This is a genomic window from Paraglaciecola mesophila KMM 241, from assembly GCF_000315015.1.
Taxonomy (GTDB): domain Bacteria; phylum Pseudomonadota; class Gammaproteobacteria; order Enterobacterales; family Alteromonadaceae; genus Paraglaciecola; species Paraglaciecola mesophila.
Map to the genome: position 1 here is coordinate 57,504 of NZ_BAEP01000040.1, position 23,407 is coordinate 80,910.

The window sequence follows — 23,407 nt, forward strand, 5'->3', positions numbered from 1 at the left end:
CTGGTGCAATTTAGGCTGATTGAGAAAAATAAGATTTACCTGAAGCGGCCATTTCGCGCACGCCTTCAGAAATCCGATAAATCGGACCTAAATCCGCGTATTTGTCGGCTAGGGCTACAAAGTTAGCCAAGCCCATGGTTTCAATGTAACGGAACACGCCGCCTCTAAATGGAGGGAAGCCCAAACCGTACAACAAGGCCATGTCAGCTTCTGCTGCACTGCCCACTATGCCTTCTTCTAAACAACGAATCGCTTCGTTGGCCATTGGGATCATTACTCTTGCAATGATTTCATCGGCATCGAAGTCGCGCTTATCAGCACAATGTGGTGCAAACAATTCGTAGGCTTCATCTGCGGCTTTCTTCGCTGGGCGACCACGTTTATCGACACTGAAGTTGTAGAAACCTTTGCCATTTTTCTGACCTAAGCGCTCAGATTTGTACAACAAGGTAACGGGATCATTGTCAATTTTCTGCATACGCTCTGGTATGCCATCGGCCATTACGCTTGAGGCGTGATCGGCGGTGTCCATGCCTACCACGTCAAGTAGGTACGCTGGGCCCATAGGCCATCCGAAGATTTTCTCCATGACTTTGTCTACTGCTACAAAGTCAGCGCCGTCCATAACCAATTTGCTAAAGCCCGCGAAGTAAGGGAACAACACTCGGTTTACCAAGAAACCAGGACAGTCATTCACCACAATCGGGGTTTTACCCATTTTCAGCGTGGCTGCAACAACAGTTGCAATGGTGGCATCAGTGGTTTTTTCACCGCGAATGATCTCAACCAATGGCATTTTGTGCACTGGGTTAAAGAAGTGCATGCCGCAGAAACGCTCAGGCTTATCTAAGCTTTGTGCCAATTGGTTAATGGAAATCGTTGAAGTGTTGGAACAAATCACTGTGTCATCAGACACATTTTGTTCTGTCTCTTTAAGCACTATGCCTTTCACCTTCGGGTTTTCAACAACCGCCTCAATGACCAAATCAACGTCTTTAATCGCTGAGTATTCAAGGGTCGGTACTATGTTGTTCAAGGTGCTAGCCATAACAGCAGGGGTCACTTTACCGCGCTGCATGCCTTTACCTAGAATTTTCGCCGCTTCATTCAAGCCAAGATCCAATGCGTCTTGGTTAATGTCTTTCATGATAACTGGCGTGCCCTTCACAGCTGACTGATATGCAATACCGCCACCCATGATGCCTGCACCTAATACGGCCGTTTGTTTAACGTCTTTGGTCGAGGCTTTGGCTTGCTTCTTACCTTTGCTTTTCACTAACTGATCCGCAAGGAAGATACCCACTTGGGCCTTCGCAGCATCGCTTTTTGCTAGTTTGGTAAAGCCTTGATTTTCAAGCTCTAGCGCACCAGCGCGGTCTAAACGGGCTGCGTTAGCAACGGTATCAACCATGGTATGAGGCGCTGGGTAGTGCTTACCCGCTTGTGCGAATACCATGGCTTTAGCCGTTGAGAAGCTCATCATGGATTCATTTTTATTAAGCTTAAGAGGTGCTTTCTTTTGTGCGCGACGTGCTTCCCAGCCGAACTTACCGTCAATCGCGTCTTGCAACATGCTAAGGGCGGCGTCACGTAACTTTTCAGGTGCAACGACTGCATCGACTGCGCCTTCCGCTAACGCTTTAGCGGCTTTACGGTCACGGCCTGTGGTCATCCACTCTAGGGCATTGTCCGCACCGATTAGGCGAGGTAAACGTACTGTGCCACCAAAACCAGGCATAAGGCCTAATTTCACTTCAGGCAAGCCAATGGCTGCTGTGGTATCTGCAACACGCAGGTCACAAGCTAACGTCATTTCACAACCACCGCCGAGAGCAAAACCGTTGATAGCCGAAATCGTCGGGAAAGGTAAGTCTTCGAATCTATCGAACACTTGAGACGTTTTCGCTACCCAAGTTAATACTTCTTCAGTAGGCATATCGAATAAGCCTGTAAATTCAGTAATGTCAGCACCCACGATAAAGGTCGACTTATTCGAGCGCACCAACACCCCTTTTACATCTGACTGACTTTTAAGGGCTTGAGTCGCTTCGTCTAACTCGCTGACGGTTTGGCGGTCAAATTTATTCACCGAACCTTGAGCATCGAATACAAGCTCTGCAATGCCGTTTGGCAACAGCGTTACGTTGAGGCTTTTGCCTTCATATATCATTATTTTCTCCTTTGGCTTTGGCCAGGATTGAGGGTATTAAACTGTTTGACTGTTTAGATTTCTATCGCCGACTTTGCGCTGCTTTAAGTGCAACCTTGAAGCAACGATTTGGTTAATATCTTAATATCAAAACAACAACTAATTTATAACAATTATCAAATTGGGGTACGTTGCCATAATTCAACTGGTCATGCCAGTTAAATATGTTGAAACTTAGGTTGTCCCCTAACCCTGATTGCAGATATCTTATGGAAGTTATTTAACCAGCGAATGAGGCAGGGCTATTCTGCGTATTTTCCATATCCGGTTGCTACTGCTCGTATGCTTTTCATCTCAAGCAGCGACAACTCTTTCTTCAGCAGAGCAAAAACTACAACATCAGCGTGAAATCTTCGTCGAAGCAGAATCATTGGCTAACAACCCACAAAGCGCTGATTACCACAGGCTAGTTGCGCAATTAGTAGACTACCCATTGCTACCGTATGTCCAGTTGAAAGCATTGATGAACAACATCAATAGAAAAAATGGTCCAGAAATAGAAGCGTTTCTAGCGAAATATGAAAATACCCCCCTCGACCGTTCGTTACGCAAAAAGTGGCTGCAATATTTGGCCAAGTCACAACGCAAAACGGAATTTTTAGCTGCGTATACCAATACCGGCAGCGCCCAACTAGCGTGTAAAAACATTGAATATCGGCTGTCTGACCCTGTTGAGCGTAAAATAGCGTTAACCGAAGTGCCCAGATTATGGATTGTGGGTCAGTCACAACCCAAGGAATGTGACTATGTGTTTCGTGAATGGAAGAAAGAAGGTCTACTCACCAAAGACATGGTTTGGCAGCGCTTAGTGCTTGCTGCCACTAGTGGCAAACACACGCTGGTGCCTTATTTACAAAAACTGCTACCAGAAAACGAGCGCTATCTAGCTGACCTGTGGCTAGCGGTGCGCCGTGATGCTAGCTACGTGAGCCGTAGTTCGAAATTTCCTCATAAGTTAGTCAGCAAAGAAACCGAAATACTGATTTACGGTTTAAAGCGCCTAGCGTTTAGTCAGCCTGATTTAGCCTTAAAAAGCTGGTACGCACTAGAGAAACGGTTTGCTTTTAACGCTCCTCAGCGAGAGGCGATGACTGAACGTTTCGCCATTGCTTTGGCTGTGGCTGATCATCCTCAAGCTGATTTGTGGCTTGATAAAGCCAGTGCTGACTCAACCGACATCGAATTATTTCGCTGGCATTTGGCCCACGTTCTGCGCCTTGGCAACTGGCAACATGCGCTGGAATTAATTGAAGCCGCTCCTTCTGGGATCACCCAAGATTTAGCCTTTCAATATTGGCTTGGCCGTACTTACGAGCAGTTAAAAGCCGGTGACTTAGCGCAGCAAACCTTCAACAAATTAGCTGACCAACGTCACTACTACGGCTTTATGGCCAGCGGTAAGTTAGCTAAACAGCCTAGCTTGCATGACAAAACATTGAGTTTTAGCCCTGAGCAACTACTAGAAGTTGCCAATATGCCCCAAGCCAAACGTGCCTATGAGTTTTTGCAACTTGACAGAAGCTTAAGTGCAAGGCGCGAATGGTACGACTTACAGCAAGGGTTGAACGAACAACAAAGTTTGATGGCAGCAGTGCTGGCAGACAGCTGGAAGTGGCACGATCAAGCGATATTTACTTTTGCCAGAGTCGGCTATTTAGACGATTTGGAGCGACGCTTTCCGATTGCCTTTGATAAAAGCTTAATCAACAGCGCCAATAAAAACCAAGTCGACCCCGCGTGGGCCTTTGCTATTGTGCGCCGTGAAAGCTCGTTTATGCCTGATGCTAATTCACACGCGGGTGCCAGGGGGCTGATGCAACTTATGCCAGGCACGGCTAACTACTTAGCCAAAAAGAAAGTGGGCGGCAGTAGCTTATTTGACCCAGAGCAAAACGTGGCTTTTGGCACGCAATACATGCGCTACTTGATGGATAAAATGGACAACAACCCTGTACTCGCTACGGCCTCCTATAATGCCGGATGGCGCAAAGTATTGGATTGGTTACCCGAGCGCGATGCCGTACCCATGGATATCTGGGTGGAAACGATTCCTTACAAAGAAACCCGTAACTATGTAAAAGCCGTGATGGCTTATAAACAAATATACGCCCAGCGCTTAGGCCAGCCCAGTCAGGTATTTAAAGAACTGGTGGACATGCAGATAGCCCCTATACAGCAATAACATTTAGTTGCCTCTAGTAAGCCTAGCTAGCGCGGTGATCCTGGGTTGTGGTAACGTAAAAGGATGAAACACCTAAGGGCAATGGACAACAAAAATGCAGCAGCTAGCCGAACTTTATCCGCAACACATATTAGAATTACAAACCCGCACCAAAGAGGCGCTATCGCGCGAGGGTATTGATGGCTTAATTATTCATTCTGGCCAAGCCAAACGCATGTTCTTAGATGACAATAATTATCCCTTTAAATGTAACCCGCAATTTAAAGCATGGTTACCGGTCATCGATAATCCAAATTGTTGGCTGATCGTTAACGGCAGTGACAAGCCCAAACTCATTTTTTATCGCCCTAAAGACTTCTGGCATAAAGTCCCCCCTGAGCCTAACGATTTTTGGGTTGAACAGTTCGATGTAGTGCTGCTCACCCAGGCTGATGCCGTTGAGAAACACTTACCCTATGACAGAAGCCGCTTCGCTTACATCGGTGAATATATTGAAGTGGCTAAAGCGTTGGGCTTTGATTTAGTGAACCCAGATAGAGTATTAAACTATCTGCATTACCAGCGCGCTTATAAAACAGACTACGAATTAGTGTGTATGCGCCAAGCCAATGTATTAGCGGTAGCTGGGCACAACGCCGCAGCCACGGCTTTTAAGGCCGGTAAAAGTGAATTCGATATTAATCAAGCCTATTTAGCTGCCGTGCGTCAAAACGATAACCAAGTGCCGTATAACAATATTGTGGCTTTAAATGAGAACAGCGCGATATTGCATTATATGGAGCAAGACGTTTTAGCCCCAAATGAGTCACGCTCGTTTTTGATTGACGCTGGTGCTAGTTTTCATGGTTATGCGGCAGATATCACCCGCACCTATTGCAACGGGAGTATCCCAAATAGCAGTCACTTTGCTGAATTAATTAAAGGCATGCATCAAGTCACATTAAGCTTAGCGGATATGCTTAAGCCAGGTTTGCCCTACAGCGACATACACATTGCCGCACACGCGCAAGTTGCTCAGTTACTGCATCAGTTTGACATTGTTAATCTGTCTCCCGACGATATTTTAGCCGAGCAAATAGTCAGTACTTTTTTCCCCCATGGAATCGGGCATTTCTTGGGTTTACAGGTTCACGACGTGGCTGGCCATGTAGCGGATGATCGCGGCACGCCTAACCCGCCGCCAGCTGAACACCCCTTTTTGCGCACGACCCGTATGATTGAAGCGCGCCAAGTGTTTACCATAGAGCCAGGTTTGTACTTTATTGATAGCCTACTAGCTGATTTAAAGAGCACAGAAAAATCTAAATTCATTAACTGGGATATTGTTGACACGTTTAGACCTTTCGGCGGTATCCGCATTGAAGACAATATCATTGTGCATCGTGATAAAAACGAGAATATGACCCGAGACTTAGGCTTAAACTAGGCTCGCTACAGGGGCTTGTGAAGTGACTTGCCCCTTTGCGTTAAATTGGCATAAAAACAGAGCCTAAAAAATAACATAAGTAAAATAAGTAACATCAACGCTAGCGCCCACAGGGCATTTAAATAGGAAGAGATATATGGACGTTCTACTCAGTTATTTACTCTCAGTGCAAACATTGCTTTTGGTGTTTGTGATTGTGCTGCTCAAGTCTTCTATCAAATTTGTGCCGCAAAACCGCGCCTACGTGATTGAGCGTTTTGGTAAATACCAATCTACCAAGGAAGCAGGCCTGAATTTCATTGTGCCCTTCATCGACCAAGTGGCAGCGGATCGTTCACTCAAAGAAAAAGCCGTAGATGTACCTGAGCAAAGCGCGATCACCAAAGACAATATTTCACTGTCGGTAGATGGTGTATTGTATTTTCGAGTCCTTGACCCTTACAAAGCCACCTACGGCATAGATGACTATGTGTTTGCGGTAACGCAACTGGCGCAAACCACCATGCGTTCAGAGCTGGGTAAAATGGAGCTAGATAAAACCTTTGAAGAGCGTGACATCCTAAACACCAATATTGTTGCGTCTATCAATGAAGCATCTGGCCCTTGGGGCATTCAAGTGCTGCGCTATGAGATCAAAGACATCGTGCCGCCGCTATCCGTTATGGAAGCGATGGAAGCACAAATGAAAGCGGAGCGAGTAAAACGCGCCCAGATACTCGAATCAGAAGGTGACAGACAAGCCGCCATCAATCGCGCTGAAGGTGAAAAAGCCTCAGTGGTACTCGCCGCCGAAGCGGATAAATCAGAGGCGGTATTGCGCGCTGAAGGTGAAGCAAAAGCCATCGTTGCGGTTGCCGCAGCGCAAGCTGAAGCGCTACGCCAAGTCGGTGAGGCCGCCGCTACGGAAGAGGGCCAAAAAGCCATTCAGCTAGACTTGGCCACTAAAGCCATTGAGGCCAAAGAGGCAATTGCCAAAGAATCATCCGTGGTGTTACTGCCAGATAGCGGCACTGATATCGCAGGCGTTGTGGCACAAGCCACCACTATCATTAACTCACTAAATCGAGCAAAACATGATGTGGCTAAGCGATAATTTAGGCATAGGCTTAATCAGCCTTGGCCTCTTACTGTTAGCAATTGAAATTCTGGTGTTGGGGTTTTCCACGTTTGTACTGTTTTTTGTGGGCTGTGCTGCCGTTATAACTGGCATCTTAATTCAATTTGGCATTGTGGCGGATACCGCCCTCAACGCGACCTTGTTTGTGTCATTGATTACAGCAGTGCTCGCGGTATTTCTGTGGAAACCCCTTAAAAATATGCAAAAAGACGTGGATCCCAAAAAGGCCAGCAATGACCTAATTGGCCACAGCTTTATACTTGCCACAGACACCAGCGCTGAACAACCGGCGATTTACCACTTTTCGGGGATAGATTGGCGCTTAGTCAGCGAACAACCCATCGCCAGCGGCACCAAAGTTGAGGTCATTGCTGTGGATGTGGGGCAATTTACTATTGCGCCCTGCGCCTAGGCACTCGAAGTTCAGTACTCGGCTTTACTGCTCATGCTTTGCCCTTGCTTGCATCCATCGCGATGTAATTGGGCAAAGCTTCGATACGAGATAACCACGCCTGCACGTTAGGATACAGCGACAAATCAAATCCCCCTTCATGCGCAACATGTGTGTAGCCATACAAGCTGACGTCAGCCGCCGTGACACCCTGACCGGTTAAAAACCGCGTCTGGGCTAATTGTGACTCCATGACAGCTAACGCTTTATGCCCACCCGCTTGTTTGGCTTCATACTCAGCTTTTTTACTCTCAGGCAAGCCCAAATATTTTGCAATAAAGCGCGCCACAGCGATATAAGGCTCATGGCTGTATTGTTCGAAAAATTGCCATTGCTGCACCTTGGCTACAGCAAAAACGTCGCTTGGGAGTAGATCACTGCCGCTGGCCAAATAATTAATAATGGCGTTTGACTCCCACAGATGGCGCCCATCATCCAGAGCAAGCAAGGGAATTTTGCCATTGGGATTCATGGCTAAAAAATCTTTAGCATTGGTGCCGCCGGCCAATATATCAACATGGATCCATTCGTGCTCAATGTTCAACAACGCGCACATCAATTTCACTTTATAGCAATTGCCAGATTGTGCATCCGCATAAATTTTCATCTTTAATTACCTTTCACTTAATCAAAAAATGGGACTGATAAAACTGGCTTTATACTCACCTTTAACGCTTGTAATTCTTTGCATAAATCCATATAAACAAACAGGAATATCAAATTTATGACCACAAGCGAAATGCGAAAGTAACCCACAATAGAGAAGAATGCACCTATGGCTGATCACCGCCCTTTGTTTAAACACATTAGAAACCACGATGCCTTGTTCTCTGAATTGGCCCTGCTGCGTGGTGAATATGTCACGCAATTAGGTTTGAAGCATCATGAGTTTCACAAAACACCTAAGTTCATTACCCCTGATGGGCGCCGCTTAACCATTGAGCCAGAGCGCAGCATAGTCGTGCCGAATGTAGACGTGCTAAAAGGCGTTAAAAGCCAGCTTGAAAAAAGCATTGCGGGCTTTCATATCATCCCTAAAAGTGAAATTGGTTTTCGCTACCCGACCGCCGCAATTGCTGGCAGCGATGCGCCGTTTATCAAACGCTTTCGCTCAGAGTTTTTTCACAAAGACGGTGAAAACCGCGATATCTGCCGCCCTATAAACTTGTCATACGGCATTAAAAGCCGAGGTAAAGCGGATAATCGTCAAGAATATGAAGTGTGGGTACAAGACGCTCACCTAGCCCAAGACCCTTCACATTTATTTATCGATAAATACGGTGAAGACTTGCCTGATGATGTACGCCAGTTCGCATTAGAAGAGCCTGTTGTGCATGGCTGGATGGGCGTAAAGCGCGCGGCGTTTGAAGCCATTTACTATGATCCCAGTCGCTTTGGCGATATCGCTGTGTGCGTCGGTTTGTCGGTTGATGCCTACAATATTGGCGCGCGTCCTGATTTAGCCTACTCTGGGGAAATAGGCAGTTCAATTGCCATAGGCAATGCTGAATTAGAGTGGGAAGTGATGGGTTATTATGCCCCTGTTGGCCAAGCCTTTGAACATGACCAAATTTGGCATGCCATCGACAGCACCATTGCTGCTATTGCAACGCCATTAGAAAACACTTATCAAAACGATTTAATATCCACTAATGAGAGTAAAACTGAACGTATTTTGAGTACTGTTGCAGCGGTTGGCTCAACGCCTAAGCAAATTGCCGCATGGAATTTAAAGCCGTGGGAATTTTTAGAAACCACCAGCGAACATCGTAAAAAAGCTCACGATCCAAGTCGTAGCGTAAATTTGCTAGGGCGCTTAAATCGTTTGTTTTATCAAGACAAGCAACCATTGCCGTCACTGAATAAAATTCACGACTTAATAAGTTAGAAAGCGAATTTCAAGCAGAAAAAAGCCCACATTGAGTGGGCTTTTGTGTACAAAAAGGTTTTAATCGCCAGCGACTTGCATGTTATCGATCAAAATAGAGCCTGTTTGAATACTGCCTCGGCGTTCTATTTGTGAACCCACAGCGACGATGTTTTTCAACATATCAGCCAGATTGCCCGCAATGGTGATTTCATGCACTGGGTATTGAATAACACCATTTTCAACCCAAAAACCTGCTGCACCGCGGCTGTAATCACCCGTGACCACATTGACCCCTTGGCCCATTAATTCAGTGACTAGCAAACCTGTACCGAGTTCAGCTAACATTTGCTTATCGCTTTGCCCCGTAGGCTTAATCAGCCAGTTGTGAATACCACCAGCATGGCCAGTGGTTTGCATTTTCATCTTACGGGCAGAGTAACTGGTTAACAGGTATTGATTGAGAATACCGTCAGTAACGATCTCACTGTCTTTCGTGCGCACACCTTCGTGGTCAAACGCTGAGCTGGCTAAACCACGCATGATAAAAGGGCGTTCGCTGATGCTGAACCAGTTAGGCAGTACCTGCTCACCTAATTTATCGAGTAAAAACGATGATTTGCGATATAAATTGCCACCACTGATTGCACTGATGAAGTGGCCGATTAAACCCGAGGCAATTTCTTTATCAAACAACACCGGTACTTTGGCTGTTTTGATTTGACGAGCACCTAAGCGGCCTAAAGTAAACTCAGCCGACTCTTTGCCTATTTGCTCTGGGCTTGCCATAAGATCAGCCTGGCGCTCAACGGTATAGCTGTAATCACGCTGCATATCGCCATCTTGCTCACCAATGACCACGCAGCTCATGCTGTAACGGCTGCTGTTATAACCCACGTTTAGACCGTGGCTGTTACCGTATACCTTGGTGCCCAAATTCGCATTGTAAGACGCGCCATCAGAGTTGGTAATGCGCGGGTCGAAAGCTAATGCGGCGGTTTCCGCTGTAATGACTTGCTCAATGGCGAAGTCAGTATCTAGCTCGATCGGATGGAACAGGTCAAGATCTTGCGGCTCAAACGCCATCAATTCTTTGTCAGCCAAACCAGAACAGTCATCTTCCCCTGTGTATTTGGCAATTTCAATGGCCTTTTCCACCGTTAAGCGCAACGCTTGCGGACTTAAATCTGCGGTTGAGGCGCTGCCTTTGCGTTGCCCCTTGTATACCGTGATCCCTAAACCACCATCGTTGGTAAACTCGACTGTTTCAACTTCTTTTAAACGAGAAGAAACCGCGATCCCGCGTACCTTAGACATGCTAGCTTCGGCTTGCGTGGCGCCTTTTTCCTTGGCCAGTTTCAGTACATCTTCGACTATTTGTTGGATATCCGTTAATTGCTGCTGCATACACCCTTCATTATCAAACGAGATTACCTTGAGCGACTAACGACTAACTATATTAATCGCCAATACAAGGTTACAATATTTTCCTAGTGTACCATTAAAGACATTGTTATGGCCGTATCTCCAGATAAAAACGAATTTGAAGTAGAACAAGAAGACACCCAACTGAGCAAGACTCAGATCAAAAATCAAATGAATGATTTGCAAAAGCTAGGCGTATCCTTAGTGGATCTCAGCCCGACGGCGCTGGCCAAAATTCCTATGGATCAGGAGTTGCTCGACGCTGTTATGTTGGCTAGGCGCATTTTACGCAAAAAAGAGGGTTACCGTCGTCAACTTCAGTTGATTGGCAAACTCATGCGCCACCGAGATGTGGCTCCTATCGAGCAAGCATTGCTGCAAATTCAGGCTTCACATCAAAAAACCAATCAAAAATTTCACAAATTAGAGATGTTGCGCGATAACTTAATTGCCCAAGGTGATAGCGCTATTGAAGATGTCCTAGAAGAGCATCCTATTTTAGAACGTCAGAAATTGCGCCAGTTGGTTCGCCAAGCGGCAAAACAGCAAGCGGATAATAAACCGCCCAAAGCGGCTCGCGAGTTATTTAAGTATTTACAATCTTCAATAGACGGATAATAAATATGCGTAAACGGTTACCGATGTACATAGTGTGGTTAGCGATTTTTACGCTAACCAGTTGTGGTGGTGGGGTTTCAGGGGATAACGGCGACGACCCGTTTGGCTCTGGCGGTGATACTGATGATGACACATCTACTTTTACCTTAGCGGTATCAACCTATAATGAACAATGCTCCACATCCACGCAAAGCTTTACCTCAGGCCAAGTAGCCTGTGCACAAGCCACTTTGATGCAAAACGGTAGCCCTGTTGAAGGTGAAATTATTACCTTTTCTGGTTCGCTTGGTACATTTTCCAGTACAACGAAACTGACTGATAGCCAAGGCGTCGCACAAATAACGATTTCCAGTGAAAACAGTGAAGTCGGCGCGGCCGTGTTAAGCGCTACCTTTGATGACACCACTAGCAGCGAAAATTATGAATATTTAAGTGCTGATACCTTAACCAGCCAATCTGCCGTGGTTAACTTAGCTTTGCTTAACAGTGGTCAGGTAGTCAATCGTTTTCAGGCAGGCACTGATGTTCAGCTGCAATCACAAATTACCGATGAGAACGACCTAGCCGTTGAGGGAGTTATCGTTACCTTTAGCGCACAGCGCGGTACGCTAAATACCGATTCTGCGTTAACCGATAGCAATGGTGTGGCGCAAGTCACCTTGTCGGCTACAGACAGTGATATTGGTGCTGGCGTAATTACGGCCACAGCCGAGGTTAATGCTGTCGATTTAGCCTCGTCACTTAATTATGAAATACAAGCTGCCGGCGCCATCTCAGAACAGATTATCCGTTTAGGTTATTTTGATGACAACGGCGTATTTATTGAAAATCAACTAGGAGTGAGTGCACGTAATAGTGCAGGTGACGTTGAAATAAGTGCTGGTGGTACTTTGGGTGTTTCTATCGCACTGGTAGATGAAAATGACCAGCGTATTTTAACCCAAACCCCTGTTACCTTTAGTTCGAACTGTGTCACTGATGGTTTCGCCACAATCGACACTCTAGTTAACACGATAAATGGCGTGGCTAACGCCACGTTTGAAGACCAAAGCTGCGCAGGTGGAGACGGCAACACCGATTCTATTGTTGCATCTGTGGTAGTTAATAACGCAACCCTTAGTGTTTCTCAGGCGATTTCAATACAAGCAGAGTCCATAGGCTCATTGGCTTTTGTATCAGCTGAGCCCAGCTCACTAGTGCTTCGCGGCACGGGAGGTCAAAACAGCTCAACGGTATCGACCTTGGTATTTCAAGTAAACGGTGCACTGGGCAATCCATTGTCACAACAAGAAGTGTCGTTTAGCTTAAACACGCAAACTGGCGGTTTAACACTTTCTTCAACCACTGGCCTCACCAACTCACAGGGTCAGGTGAGTACTCGCGTAACTGCGGGTGACGTACCAACTTCAGTGCGAGTAACCGCCGAAGTAGAAACCGAATCAGGCGAGAGTATCATCACCCAGTCTGACCTATTGTCGGTTAACACCGGCTTACCCGACCAAAATAGCATGACCATCTCGGCTGACAACCTCAACCCAGAAGCGTTTGATATAAATGAGCAAGAAGTAAATCTAGTGGTGCGCTTGGCTGACACCTTCAACAATCCAGTGCCTGACGGCACCGCAGTCAGCTTTACCACTGAAGGTGGCTCTATCGACGGCAGTTGCACTACGGTGTCCGGCGCGTGCGCCGTAACCTGGGTGAGCGCGAATCCTAAGGTGCCAGATCACCGTATCACTATTTTAGCTACCGCTATAGGCCATGAAACCTTATTTGATAGCAACGGTAACAATTTCTACGATGATGCCGATGGTGCAGGTTTTAATGACAACACGGACAATGGGTTGTCGACCAGCCTATATGGGCAAACCGGCTTTGTGGATATCAGTGAAGCCTGGCGCGATGACAACGAAAATGGCATCCGCGATGCGGGTGAGATATTTCTTGATTACAACGCCAACGGTAGCTTTGATTCAGCCGACAGCCTCTTTAATGGCCCTCAGTGTTCAGGCAACAGTTGCGGCACAGGTGATGCGAATACCATGCATGTGCGCCGCGCCTTAGTGTTGGTTACATCTAGCTCCGCAGCGCAAATCGATATTATTGATAACAGCGCCGCCGTCATTGCCAGCAACTATCAAACATCAACAGCGGCAACGGCTATACCGCGCGATACCAGCCAAAGCTTTACGGTTGTTTTCGCAGATACCGCGCGCCAACCTATAGCGAGTGGCTCTACGATTGTCGTCAGTTCCAGTGCAGGGCAACTCAATGGTCAAACAAATTTAAGCATGCCCAGCACCTCGGTCAATGCGGCATCGCGAGCGACCTTCACCCTAGAGAATGATGTATCTGAAACAACATCAGCCACATTGAGTGTGACGATCACCTCCCCTAGCGGCGTTGAATCTACAACCAGCACGATAGTGACTTTGAATTAATGTTGTCACAGCTTGCAGATACAAAAATGGCGCGATATTCGCGCCATTTTTTTATTGCTTAGAAAGTCGTTGTTTAAAAAATAACAACTTGGTAATTAGGCTGTACCGCCTACAGTTAGTTCATCCACTTTAAGTGTAGGCTGACCAACTCCCACTGGCACGCTCTGACCGTCTTTACCACACACGCCAACACCTTTATCTAGGGCTAGGTCGTTGCCCACCATAGAGACCTTCTGCATAGCTTCTGGGCCGTTACCGATCAGTGTAGCGCCCTTAATCGGCTTGGTGACCTTACCATTCTCTATGAGATACGCTTCTGAGGTAGAGAACACAAACTTTCCAGAGGTAATGTCTACTTGGCCACCACCAAAATTAGGTGCATAAATCCCATTTTTGATACTGGCAATGATCTCTTCTGGCTCATGTTGCCCGCCCAACATATAGGTATTGGTCATGCGCGGCATAGGCAAATGTGCGTATGACTCACGGCGACCGTTACCAGTAGGCTTAACACCCATCAAACGCGCATTGAGTTTATCTTGCATATAGCCAGTCAAAATACCATCTTTGATCAGCACATTGTACTGGCTAGGGGTGCCTTCATCATCTACCGACAACGAACCACGGCGATTTGCCAATGTGCCATCGTCTACTATGGTGCAACCTACTGAAGCAACTTGCTCCCCCATACGCCCGCTAAACGTCGATGCGCCTTTGCGATTAAAATCTCCTTCAAGGCCATGCCCTACTGCTTCATGTAATAATACACCTGGCCAGCCACTGCCTAATACCACCGGCATTTGGCCAGCAGGCGCAGCCACTGCACGCATGTTTACCCGCGCCATATGAATGGCTTCATCAGCAATCTGTTCGTAAAGTGGGCGCCCATCAGCTTGGCTTAGAAAATATTCATAGGCATAGCGGCCACCCGCGCCTGAGCTGCCACGTTCACGTCGCGCGTCTTTTTCCATTAACACGGAGCAGTTCAAACGTACTAGTGGGCGAATATCAGTACAAAACGTACCGTCGGTAGCGGCAATTAAAACTTCCTCGTAAACACCACTGATGCTCACAACCACTTGGCTTAGTGCGCTTTCTTGCTGGCGAATGTAGTTATCAACCGCGCGCAAAAGGGCTATTTTTTCTTCGTCTTGCATACCTAAAATAGGATTGTCAGCATGGTACTTAGGGTCAACCTTGCTGTTTTTAAGGCCTGTAACTTTATGCTTGCCCCCCGCACTTGCAATGTTGCGCGAGGCTTTTGCCGCTTGCATCAAAGCTTCTGGGTTGATGTCATCTGAATAAGCAAACCCGGTTTTTTCGCCACTAACTGCACGCACACCTACACCGCGCTCGACGTTATAGCTGCCATCTTTAATGATGCCGTCTTCGAGCACCCAAGTTTCGTGCTGACTGGCCTGAAAATACAGATCAGCAAAATCATTATCATGTTGATAAATGGCATCTAACGCGTTTGCAAGATGGTCTCTGTCGAGGTTAGCGGCAGTAAGCAGGTTTTGTTCAACCAGATTAGACAAGGTAACTCCTGAATTTATTATGGGTATAGACCGGCATATCCCGGCGAATTCTATTAAGTATGGCAGGTTCTAGCTGAGCGTTGATCACACCGACTGACTGAGGTAATTCAGCTAAAGTTTCACCCCAAGGTGAAATAATACAGGAATGACCATGGGTTTGTCTCTGATTGGCGTGCACACCAGTTTGCCCAGCTGCTACCAAATAGCATTGATTTTCAATTGCACGAGCGCTTAACAAGGCCTGCCAATGGGCTTCCCCAGTTTTTTGAGTAAATGCCGCGGGCAGTGCTACCACGTCCAACGCTTTATGTTCGGCCATAGCTTGAAATAAGCCTGGAAACCGCACGTCGTAGCATATGGCTAAGCCTAAATGTCCAAATGGCGTGTCTGGCACACTCACGACAGCGCTGCCCGCTTGTGTGTATTTAGACTCACAATAGGTCTTAGTGTTGTCTGCGACCTGCACGTCAAACAAGTGAATTTTTTGATATTCAGTCACCCGTTCGCCAGCATCATTGATTAGCAAGCAGGATGCGGTAAATTTATCAGGGTTTTCACTTTTTAACGGCATACTGCCAGCCACTAGCCACACACCATATTGCTTGGCCATACCCATTAGGCGCGCCTGTATTGGGCCGTCACCCAATGACTCAGCAATACTCAATAAGACTTTATCGCCCCCACCAAAACAGGCAAAACATTCAGGCAATACCACCAAGGCTGGCTCGTTGACCGTTAACTGAGCCAGTTGTTGCTCAACAAAATTGAGATTTTCTGTGACATCAGGTGTGGATGTCATTTGCAGGGCGATAAGATTAGCCATCGGATACCTCCAGCGCTACGCGCTCTTGATCAATCTCTTGTGGGATGCTTATATCTGTATTGTGGCTATTTGGGTCTATTGCAAGGCCAACATTTGGCGTATCAACCGGCGCTGGGGCAGTTTGTGCCGGCAAGCGAATTTCTTTACTGTCACGCTCCAACTCTTCTAATTTAGGATCGTCTAACGTGCCCGTTAAGGAAAATTTAATATTGGAAATGACCTTGGCTGAAGTCAGTACCTGATCCAACGCTAAAGCCGCCAATGCGGTTGCTGGGTTGACCATATAGGCGACGATAAGCGGCAAACTGGATGTCACTTTAGGGGCAAACGCAATATTGTAGTTTACTTCTCGGGTGTTCAAGTTGGTATAGCCTTGCATAGTGATTTCACCTGCTCCGCCATCTACCACAGTATCACGGGTATCCACTGTTCCTTGGGCCACCTGAAAACTGCCTTTCATTTTGTCGTAAAAGAAGCCTTGGGCAAATACATCACGAAAGTCTAAGCGCAGCTTTCGCACCAGCGACTCTAAGCTTAACAAGCTAAATATCCGTGAGCCTTTATCTGTTACCTCAGTGAGATAACCATCGCTCAAGCGCCAATCAATATGGCCATTTAAGGTAGCAAAATCAAACTCAAACGGGGCGCGCTGCCAATCTAAATTGAATTTAGCTGAGGCTTTTGAGTCTTTAATACCTGAGTCAAACTCGAAACCTTTTAGAAATAAACCAAAGTCTGAACTGCTAAATTCACCTTCGATCTTGGTTTGATTGCCGCTTGGGGTAAACAACCAATCACCACTTGCGTAAAACAATCCGTGGTCGTTATTTAAGCGCAATGAATCAATGTGCATGCCGTTGGCAGCGCGTGATAATTTAAAGTCGACCCTGCCCAAATCTTTATCTTCAAAACGGCAGCGTTCACATAAAAACTCGACTGGCGGCAAGGTTTCGAGTTTAGGTTCAAACTCCACAGCCTTGCCTTCGTTTTTCTCCCAACCGGCCAAATCCAGGTAATCCGCTGAAATATTAATGCCTCTGGCTAACCAGTCTTTATATAGTGATACATTGGCCCTGACTTGCTTAGCGTTGACGTTTATTTGCCAACTGTCATTGGTGTTTTTGGTAACAGCTTCTAAGTCTGTTAATTGCTGAGAAGCCACAGTGGCGCTATCAGCATTGAGGAAAATACGCTGAGGCTCGCCGATAAAGGGCTTTTTGTTTGGGTCTGAAGCGATACCTGATTCATTGCCTGTTAAATCATGTAGCAAAGAAGAAATAGCATGGTACCAGTTATCAATGTTCACGTAGGGTAAGTTCATAGCAACACTGAAACCTAACCCCATGGGCATATCCAATGACTCACCTATGGCCAAATGGGCCCGAGAAAATTGCATAGTTTCATAAGGCAATACCCCATCAAAATTGACTTGTGAACCCATTTTCAAATTCACCGTTGACGCGGTCTCATCGCCGGAAATATCCAAGGTAAGCGGCTTGTTCTGATTCACCGTTTTGTTAAGCGGTTCAGGCAGCTGAGAGCCAATACCCTGTAATCCAGAATACACGCTGGCCTGATAACTAAAGCCGTCATCGGGCAAGGTCAGCTTGACATTCGCTTGCCACGGCGATTTACCATCAACGTAACTGGCCAAACTAGGCACGAATTGTTTGATTAGGGGTTTAACCTTCCAATCGCCTTGTAAATCGATATTCGCTAAGTAGCCCTCTTTGCGCTGGCGACCACTAAAATCGACCTTAACTGGCTGGCTGAATAGTTGCGCCTGTAAGCCGCTCATATCAACCACTTCATTTTTAAAAGACACTTGTCCTTTAGCGTGGGTTAAATTCATATCAACCCGAGGTACATAAACGCGGTTATCAGCCAAGTGGACCACGCCGCTTGCCACAACATCCTGACCTGATAAAGGAATAACCAAATTCAGATCCACATTAAGCGCATCACTGACTTGCACTTCATCAAGGACCTTGCCCAAACTACTGGCAAGACTGCTGCGTTTCATTAACTCGTTAACTTGAGTGCCAAGAGCTGAGCCTTTCGCATCAATGGTTAGCACCGCACCCACGTCTAAATCGGGTATATCTGCCGATAACCCAGACAAGTTCACGCCTAGTAACTTGCCCATGCTTGCTTGCATAAATAAGCCTTTGTTTTCAAACAACAGGTCAATGTTTAAATCATTCAGTTGCGGCCAATCAGGGGCGAATTCAAAACTCGCATCTTCCACCCCCACTGTGATTTGAAATACGCCTTGATTATTAGCATAAGGAAACTGGCCTAACTCTCCATTCCAAAGGATCTTAGCACCGTTAACATGGCCGCCCTTAAGGGCTCTTTGCAAATACGCTTTGGTCTCTTTACCCATAGCGGCACTAGGGAACAGTTCATTCACTTGTGCAATATCTAGTCCGCCAATTGTGCCATTAAGGGCAAGATAACCAGTGTTGCTCTCATAACGCAGGTGTTGATCTATGTTCAGCCAATCATTGCCCAGTTGTAATTTCGGCGCATAAATTGCGATACCCTCGTCAAGAGACTGAATATACATATCAAGGTCAACTCGTTGAAATTCGATATTTCGGTCGACTATGTTGTCCAATTTCCACTGGGAATTTCGCCCGCGAATTTGCACTCGGCCCTTATCGTTGTGCCAATTTATATCTAACTCAAGATTATCTACGCCAGGTATACTGTTGCTTTGCTGCCAGCCAATTTGACTGAGATTAACTTGGGCATAGGTATCCAACTTGTCAAATTTCACATTGAATTTATTCAAGGTGGCATTAGGCGCAAGGTCATTTAGAAGATTGAAGTCGACCGGATTTAAAACGAGGGGTAGCAAGGGTGTGATAGCAGATAAGTCTACTCGGTCTGCATTTTGTATATGCACTTGGCCTTGGTTGTTAATTTCACCATACCAATTAGATGTTTGCGTACGCTCGTTGGCTTGCAAGGCAAGATCATATAAATTGAAAATCCAACCATCATTACTAGGCTCAGCATTGAGTTGCCCCCCCAAGATGGCCGCTGTGATTTCGGCATCTTCGTTTTGCCATACAAAACGGCTATCGGCCAAATCTAGCTGGGCATTTTTGATATCGCCGTCTTGGATACTCGCCCACACAACAAAATTGCCCCGGCTTTCGATTAAATCGTAACGGGTCGCCAGCCATTGATTTATCCAAGGGGATAAATCTACTTCGTGTGCTCTGGCATAAAAAGTTCCATTAAGAGAGTCTTTGTCACCGCGCAGATCTAAGGTAAACGAGGCTGAGTTACTTGCCAGTTCTTCGACCTGCAGTTCACCAACACCTTGGTGATGAAGCCCTCTATTACTCCAGAGCAATTGATGAACCAACACCACCTGCTGGTCGTGTGCGGTGCTGATTTCAAACTGACTGTCACTCACAGAAAATGATTGAAGCTGCTCTAGAAACAACTGTTTCAATGCCGATACGACAGGAAAATCACTGCCTTCTTTGTTCATCAAGGTGACATCAATCTTGACGTTCAGGCCATTTAAGTCAAAGCGCTGGGAGCGGATCTGACGCCCCAGTATTGAGCCCCAAAAATCCAATTCGATGATGGTTTTTTTAATATCTAAACTAAGGGGAGATTGAGCATTTTGCACCAGCTGCAGGTCTTCAAGCACAATCGCTGGCCCTGCACCTTTCCACTGAGCCGTGATAGTGCCGATATTAATCTCGACCCCATACTGCCCCTCAACCCATTGCTCTAAACGATGTTTTTGCCCGTCCATGTAGGGCAACGTGTAACGCACAACACTGATGGCCACGGCCACCAGCACCAGCAAAATAGCAGCGCAAGTCCATAGTTTTTTAATAATATAAGCGGCATAAAAAGAGCCTGACCTCACATCATTACCACATCGTATTTATCTTGGTTGTATAGCAACTCTGTATGCACCTTTATTTGTTTAGAGACAAAGACTTCAAGCTCAGCGAGCATATGTGATTCTTCGCCTAACAAGGCTTCGACCACAGACGGTGCCGCATAAACGACAAATTTGTCTGCATCGTAGGCGCGATTAACGCGAACAATTTCACGCATGATTTCAAAACATACGGTTTCTACTGTTTTAACCGTACCGCGTCCCTTACATACTGGACACTCACCACACAGAATATGTTCCAAACTTTCCCGTGTTCTTTTACGGGTCATTTCGATTAAGCCCAGCGCGGTAAAGCCGTGAATATTAATTTTAGCTCGGTCTTTACTGGTTGCACTTTCGAGGCTATGAATGACACGCCTCTGGTGATCAGCATCAGCCATATCAATAAAGTCGATTAAGATCATCCCGCCAAGATTACGCAAACGCAGTTGGCGCGCAATTGCAGAGGTAGCCTCAATGTTGGTGTTGAATATGGTCTCTTCTAAATTACGGTGCCCAACAAAGGCCCCAGTGTTGATATCAATGGTGGTCATGGCTTCAGTCTGATCGATGATGATATAACCACCTGATTTTAAATCCACACGTCGCTCCAAAGAGCGCTGCGATTCGTTCTCAACGTCGTATAAATCGAAGATAGGACGATCCCCCGGGTAGTACTCTAATAAGCGGTGTAGCTCGGGTACATACTCTCGGGTAAACTGTTGTAACTCATGGAATGACAATTTGGAATCAATACGAATTCGGTCAAGCTCTGTCCCGACAAAATCACGTAACACGCGTCGTGCTAGGGGTAAATCTTCGTACAGTATATGGGCTTTCTTTTTCATCCGTGAACGGATTTTTTCCCATAGGCGGCGCAAAAAATCGGCGTCTTGGCGCAGCTCTTGGGCTTTCACGCCTTCAGCAGCGGTACGTAAAATAAAGCCGCCATTTTCACTACAATATTCTTGTACCAAGCTCTTTAAACGTTCTCGCTCGGCTTCATCTTCAATACGTTGAGAAACACCCACATGCTCAACGCTAGGCATGAACACCAAATACCTTGATGGAATAGTGATATCTGTGGTTAAACGTGCGCCCTTCGTCCCTATTTGGTCTTTGACTACTTGCACCACAATATTCTGACCATCACGCACAAGCTCACGTATATCACGTTTTTCTAGGTGGCTTGATGACACTTCATCTTCTACTTCGCTATGAATAGCGATATCCGAAGCGTGTAGAAAGGCAGCTTTGTCTAAGCCAATATCTACGAAAGCGGCTTGCATGCCGGGCAAAACTCTGCTGACTTTACCGCGATATATATTGCCTACTAAGCCACGCTTGGTATGACGTTCAATGTGAACCTCTTGCAAAATACCATTTTCGATAAGGGCCACTCGAGACTCAGAAGGGGTAACGTTAATTAATAGTTCAGCACTCATGGGCTAGGCTCATCCGAGAAAGTAGTTGATTCGTTTCGTATAAAGGTAACCCGACAACAGCGCTGTAACTACCCTTTATATGGGTGACAAACTTTCCGCCTATGCCTTGAATAGCGTAGCTACCCGCTTTATCTTGTGGCTCACCTGTTTGCCAATATTCTTCTATCTGAGACGGGGTCAAATCACAAAAAGTCACTTCTGTTTTCACCAATATACTCTCACAGTGCTCGCCAGAAGTGATAGTCACGGCGGTAAACACTTGGTGTTTTTGACCTGAAAGTCGCTGAAGCATACGCATGGCATCATCGAAATTTTTCGGTTTACCCAACGCTTGTTCATGAATGACCACAACTGTGTCGGCGCCTAGTGCAAGTCGACTTTCTGCTATATCTGCACTCGCTTGCCAACCCGCTTGAGCTTTTTGTTTAGCTAAGCGTTGCACATAGATTTCTGGCGTTTCACCAGGGAGTATTGTTTCGTCAATATCCGCGCTTAAGGTGGTAAAAGGCACACCGATTTGGCTAAGTAACTCAGCGCGGCGGGGTGACTGAGAAGCTAAAATAAGCATAACTGATGTCTGGTGGGGCTCAGCTCAAACGAAACTGACGGCGAACCCGACGTAGTAACCAAAATATCCATGGCCAAATTACCATAGAGGTAATCACAGGCCACATGTAAGTAAGCATGAAATAGATGTCGGTCAATAAATGCATTAACCAAAATACCACTAAATTATAAAGCGCACATAAAATACCGATCACAACCGCTTGCTGCCAAACCGAATAATTACGCAAACGCTGATAATTGGCTGCAAGTACGAACACACTTAAACTCATGGCAAAACTGTGTACGCCAATACTGGTGCCTAACAATATATCGAGTACTAAGCCTACGATAAAAGCAACGCCTACATTGACGCGTTCAGGCAGGGCAAGCGCCCAATACCCTAGGACCAAAAATACCCAGTCGGGACGATACTGTTCGACTATGGCAGGCATGGGCATAATTTGTAGCACCAAAGCCACTATAATACTCAGACCGATTGTATTGTTTCTTAGTTTCATTGTTCTGTATCCGGAACAGATTGCTCTGGCCCTACAAGATTATTTGGCCACAACAAAAGTAAGTATTTCAGACGGTCGAGCAGTGCCACTGGCTCAGCGTTGACCTGAGCAAACGGGCGCCCTTCATCGCGAACAATCGAGGTAATTATTGCTACCGGATAACCTTCAGGAAATACATTGCCCAAGCCAGATGAAAGCAACAAATCGCCTTCTTCAATATCAGCGCTGTGGGGAACATGCTGAATGATTAACTCATTTAAGCTCCCTGAGCCCGAAGCAATCATGCGTATATTGTTTCTGGCAACACGCACAGGAATGGCATGAGTCACATCTGAAATCAACAATACGCGGCTGTTTGTCGAGCCAACCTGCATGATTTGCCCTACGATCCCTTTATCATCAATAACGGGTTGACCTTCGTACACCCCTTGAATGGCACCGCGGTCGATAACGATTTGGTGACTATAAGGGTTGTTATCCACCGCCATTAATTCTGCAACTTCTTTACGAATATCGCCACGCACAGGGGTGTTAAGTAGGCGACGCAAACGGTCATTTTCCTCTTGCAGTAAAACAAAACGCTGAAGCTTGCCATTGAGCACAACAGCATCGTGTTGTAGCTCAGCATTTTCTTCAAGTAATTGCTGGTGCGACACTAAGCGGCTAGCACTGGCGTTGAGCATCTCGCTAGGTAAGTTAGCTAAATATTGAATAGGGCTGACCACAGAGTTGAGGTAGACACGGGTTGTGGCGAAGCCATCAAATACATGATCAAACACAATTAATCCGGCTGATAGCGCAAGAGCAAAAACCAGCTTAATGTGTAACGATGGACCACGCAGAAAAATCGAGTTCATATGAAATGTAAAAGCGGCTAATGCCGCTTTT

At 46.3% G+C, this 23,407-nt stretch carries 17 protein-coding genes; 7 read left to right on the top strand and 10 right to left on the bottom strand.

Going from position 1 to position 23,407, the window contains the following annotated elements:
• Nucleotides 1–10: 10 nt before the first annotated feature.
• Entirely contained in the window at nucleotides 11–2,170 is a 2,160-nt protein-coding gene (fadB, locus tag GMES_RS09020) for a fatty acid oxidation complex subunit alpha FadB (protein ID WP_006992343.1), read from the bottom strand.
• Nucleotides 2,171–2,477: 307 nt separating this feature from the next.
• On the opposite strand from fadB, the gene GMES_RS09025 reads away from it, so the two are divergent.
• The 4 genes from GMES_RS09025 to GMES_RS09040 all read left to right on the top strand — a co-directional run bounded on the left by GMES_RS09025 (nucleotide 2,478) and on the right by GMES_RS09040 (nucleotide 7,346).
• On the top strand, nucleotides 2,478–4,391 hold the full coding sequence (locus tag GMES_RS09025) for a lytic transglycosylase domain-containing protein (RefSeq protein ID WP_006992344.1): 1,914 nt from the start codon (nucleotides 2,478–2,480) through the stop codon (nucleotides 4,389–4,391).
• 94 nt (nucleotides 4,392–4,485) lie between these two features.
• The gene (gene pepQ / locus GMES_RS09030; protein WP_006992345.1) at nucleotides 4,486–5,817 is read left to right on the top strand and encodes a Xaa-Pro dipeptidase; all 1,332 of its coding nucleotides are present in this window, start codon (nucleotides 4,486–4,488) and stop codon (nucleotides 5,815–5,817) included.
• Nucleotides 5,818–5,953: 136 nt separating this feature from the next.
• A complete protein-coding gene (locus GMES_RS09035; protein ID WP_006992346.1) occupies nucleotides 5,954–6,910 on the top strand; it encodes an SPFH domain-containing protein in 957 nt (318 codons plus the stop codon).
• Nucleotides 6,894–7,346: an NfeD family protein gene (locus tag GMES_RS09040; RefSeq protein WP_006992347.1), complete on the top strand. Its 453-nt coding sequence runs from the start codon at nucleotides 6,894–6,896 to the stop codon at nucleotides 7,344–7,346. The genes GMES_RS09035 and GMES_RS09040 overlap by 17 nt, the downstream gene beginning before the upstream one ends.
• 31 nt (nucleotides 7,347–7,377) lie before the next feature.
• Here GMES_RS09040 and GMES_RS09045 read toward each other — a convergent pair whose 3' ends face one another.
• Nucleotides 7,378–7,992 (bottom strand): glutathione S-transferase family protein, encoded by a 615-nt coding sequence (locus tag GMES_RS09045; protein ID WP_006992348.1) that lies wholly within the window; start codon nucleotides 7,990–7,992, stop codon nucleotides 7,378–7,380.
• A gap of 168 nt (nucleotides 7,993–8,160) precedes the next feature.
• Between GMES_RS09045 and GMES_RS09050 the strand changes: the two genes are divergently transcribed.
• Nucleotides 8,161–9,273: a hypothetical protein gene (locus tag GMES_RS09050; protein WP_006992349.1), complete on the top strand. Its 1,113-nt coding sequence runs from the start codon at nucleotides 8,161–8,163 to the stop codon at nucleotides 9,271–9,273.
• Nucleotides 9,274–9,333: 60 nt separating this feature from the next.
• Here the strand turns inward: GMES_RS09050 and pmbA are convergent, their stop codons facing one another.
• Nucleotides 9,334–10,659, bottom strand: coding sequence for a metalloprotease PmbA (gene pmbA, locus GMES_RS09055; protein ID WP_006992350.1), 1,326 nt, complete (start codon nucleotides 10,657–10,659; stop codon nucleotides 9,334–9,336).
• Between the two features lie 108 nt (nucleotides 10,660–10,767).
• On the opposite strand from pmbA, the gene yjgA reads away from it, so the two are divergent.
• Nucleotides 10,768–11,295, top strand: a complete 528-nt coding sequence (gene yjgA / locus GMES_RS09060) for a ribosome biogenesis factor YjgA (RefSeq protein ID WP_006992351.1) — start codon at nucleotides 10,768–10,770, stop codon at nucleotides 11,293–11,295.
• Nucleotides 11,296–11,300: 5 nt separating this feature from the next.
• Nucleotides 11,301–13,736: a beta strand repeat-containing protein gene (locus GMES_RS09065; RefSeq protein ID WP_006992352.1), complete on the top strand. Its 2,436-nt coding sequence runs from the start codon at nucleotides 11,301–11,303 to the stop codon at nucleotides 13,734–13,736.
• A gap of 95 nt (nucleotides 13,737–13,831) precedes the next feature.
• Here the strand turns inward: GMES_RS09065 and tldD are convergent, their stop codons facing one another.
• The 7 genes from tldD to mreC are packed head-to-tail and all read right to left on the bottom strand — an operon-like array spanning nucleotide 13,832 to nucleotide 23,376.
• On the bottom strand, nucleotides 13,832–15,274 hold the full coding sequence (tldD, locus tag GMES_RS09070; protein WP_006992353.1) for a metalloprotease TldD: 1,443 nt from the start codon (nucleotides 15,272–15,274) through the stop codon (nucleotides 13,832–13,834).
• Nucleotides 15,267–16,097: a carbon-nitrogen hydrolase family protein gene (locus tag GMES_RS09075; protein ID WP_006992354.1), complete on the bottom strand. Its 831-nt coding sequence runs from the start codon at nucleotides 16,095–16,097 to the stop codon at nucleotides 15,267–15,269. The genes tldD and GMES_RS09075 overlap by 8 nt, the downstream gene beginning before the upstream one ends.
• Nucleotides 16,090–19,995 carry a YhdP family protein gene (locus GMES_RS09080; RefSeq protein ID WP_006992355.1) on the bottom strand — a complete coding sequence of 1,302 codons (3,906 nt, stop codon included), beginning with the start codon at nucleotides 19,993–19,995 and terminating at the stop codon, nucleotides 16,090–16,092. The genes GMES_RS09075 and GMES_RS09080 overlap by 8 nt, the downstream gene beginning before the upstream one ends.
• Complete coding sequence (gene rng, locus GMES_RS09085) at nucleotides 19,992–21,455, bottom strand: ribonuclease G (RefSeq protein WP_006992356.1); 1,464 nt, start codon at nucleotides 21,453–21,455, stop codon at nucleotides 19,992–19,994. The genes GMES_RS09080 and rng overlap by 4 nt, the downstream gene beginning before the upstream one ends.
• Complete coding sequence (locus tag GMES_RS09090) at nucleotides 21,445–22,023, bottom strand: Maf family protein (RefSeq protein WP_006992357.1); 579 nt, start codon at nucleotides 22,021–22,023, stop codon at nucleotides 21,445–21,447. Before GMES_RS09090 ends, rng begins: the two co-directional genes overlap by 11 nt.
• Before the next feature lie 19 nt (nucleotides 22,024–22,042).
• Nucleotides 22,043–22,519, bottom strand: coding sequence for a rod shape-determining protein MreD (gene mreD, locus GMES_RS09095; RefSeq protein ID WP_011573122.1), 477 nt, complete (start codon nucleotides 22,517–22,519; stop codon nucleotides 22,043–22,045).
• On the bottom strand, nucleotides 22,516–23,376 hold the full coding sequence (gene mreC / locus GMES_RS09100) for a rod shape-determining protein MreC (protein ID WP_006992359.1): 861 nt from the start codon (nucleotides 23,374–23,376) through the stop codon (nucleotides 22,516–22,518). The genes mreD and mreC overlap by 4 nt, the downstream gene beginning before the upstream one ends.
• Nucleotides 23,377–23,407: the final 31 nt, after the last annotated feature.

What these genes read in the sequence shown, in the direction of transcription:
- fadB (WP_006992343.1), bottom strand. Translation starts at nt 2,170, where the DNA reads ATGATATATGAAGGCAAAAGCCTCAACGTAACGCTGTTGCCAAACGGC.
- pepQ (WP_006992345.1), top strand. Translation starts at nt 4,486, where the DNA reads ATGCAGCAGCTAGCCGAACTTTATCCGCAACACATATTAGAATTACAA.
- GMES_RS09035 (WP_006992346.1), top strand. Translation starts at nt 5,954, where the DNA reads ATGGACGTTCTACTCAGTTATTTACTCTCAGTGCAAACATTGCTTTTG.
- GMES_RS09040 (WP_006992347.1), top strand. Translation starts at nt 6,894, where the DNA reads ATGTGGCTAAGCGATAATTTAGGCATAGGCTTAATCAGCCTTGGCCTC.
- GMES_RS09045 (WP_006992348.1), bottom strand. Translation starts at nt 7,992, where the DNA reads ATGAAAATTTATGCGGATGCACAATCTGGCAATTGCTATAAAGTGAAA.
- GMES_RS09050 (WP_006992349.1), top strand. Translation starts at nt 8,161, where the DNA reads ATGGCTGATCACCGCCCTTTGTTTAAACACATTAGAAACCACGATGCC.
- pmbA (WP_006992350.1), bottom strand. Translation starts at nt 10,659, where the DNA reads ATGCAGCAGCAATTAACGGATATCCAACAAATAGTCGAAGATGTACTG.
- yjgA (WP_006992351.1), top strand. Translation starts at nt 10,768, where the DNA reads ATGGCCGTATCTCCAGATAAAAACGAATTTGAAGTAGAACAAGAAGAC.
- GMES_RS09065 (WP_006992352.1), top strand. Translation starts at nt 11,301, where the DNA reads ATGCGTAAACGGTTACCGATGTACATAGTGTGGTTAGCGATTTTTACG.
- GMES_RS09075 (WP_006992354.1), bottom strand. Translation starts at nt 16,097, where the DNA reads ATGGCTAATCTTATCGCCCTGCAAATGACATCCACACCTGATGTCACA.
- rng (WP_006992356.1), bottom strand. Translation starts at nt 21,455, where the DNA reads ATGAGTGCTGAACTATTAATTAACGTTACCCCTTCTGAGTCTCGAGTG.
- GMES_RS09090 (WP_006992357.1), bottom strand. Translation starts at nt 22,023, where the DNA reads ATGCTTATTTTAGCTTCTCAGTCACCCCGCCGCGCTGAGTTACTTAGC.
- mreD (WP_011573122.1), bottom strand. Translation starts at nt 22,519, where the DNA reads ATGAAACTAAGAAACAATACAATCGGTCTGAGTATTATAGTGGCTTTG.
- mreC (WP_006992359.1), bottom strand. Translation starts at nt 23,376, where the DNA reads ATGAACTCGATTTTTCTGCGTGGTCCATCGTTACACATTAAGCTGGTT.